At 50.7% G+C, this 444-nt stretch carries 2 rRNA genes; both read left to right on the forward strand.

Annotated features, from left to right (window positions below):
* Positions 1-147 (forward strand): 23S ribosomal RNA (locus ACPV3A_RS37805); the annotation flags it as partial.
* A gap of 145 nt (positions 148-292) precedes the next feature.
* A 5S ribosomal RNA gene (rrf, locus tag ACPV3A_RS37810) occupies positions 293-409 on the forward strand.
* Positions 410-444 lie beyond the last annotated feature (35 nt).

Raw genomic sequence — 444 nt, forward strand, 5'->3', positions numbered from 1 at the left:
CTGAAAGCATCTAAGCGTGAAGCCCCCCTCAAGATGAGATTTCCCAACTAGTAAGACCCCTTGAAGACGACGAGGTAGATAGGTTGGAGGTGGAAGTGCAGCAATGCATGGAGCTGACCAATACTAATCGGTCGAGGGCTTATCCAAATTACCCCAAAAAGTGAAGCGAAGCTTTGGAGCAACGCCAAATACTTTCCGGGGACCCCGATACCACATCGGGTAATGCTACGGATTCTAATCAACGCAAATTTCGTTTCGTATCTAGTTTTCAGGTGATTAAGCATCTGAGCCGTTTGGTGGCGATGGCGGAAGGGTTCCACGCGTTCCCATACCGAACACGACCGTTAAGCCTTCCAGCGCCGATGGTACTTGGACCGAAGGGTCCCGGGAGAGTAGGACGTCGCCAAGCGAACAACCATAAAGACCGTTATCGAGTCATCGATA

It is taken from the genome of Paenibacillus sp. Dod16, assembly GCF_049893405.1.
Classification (GTDB): domain Bacteria; phylum Bacillota; class Bacilli; order Paenibacillales; family Paenibacillaceae; genus Paenibacillus_AQ.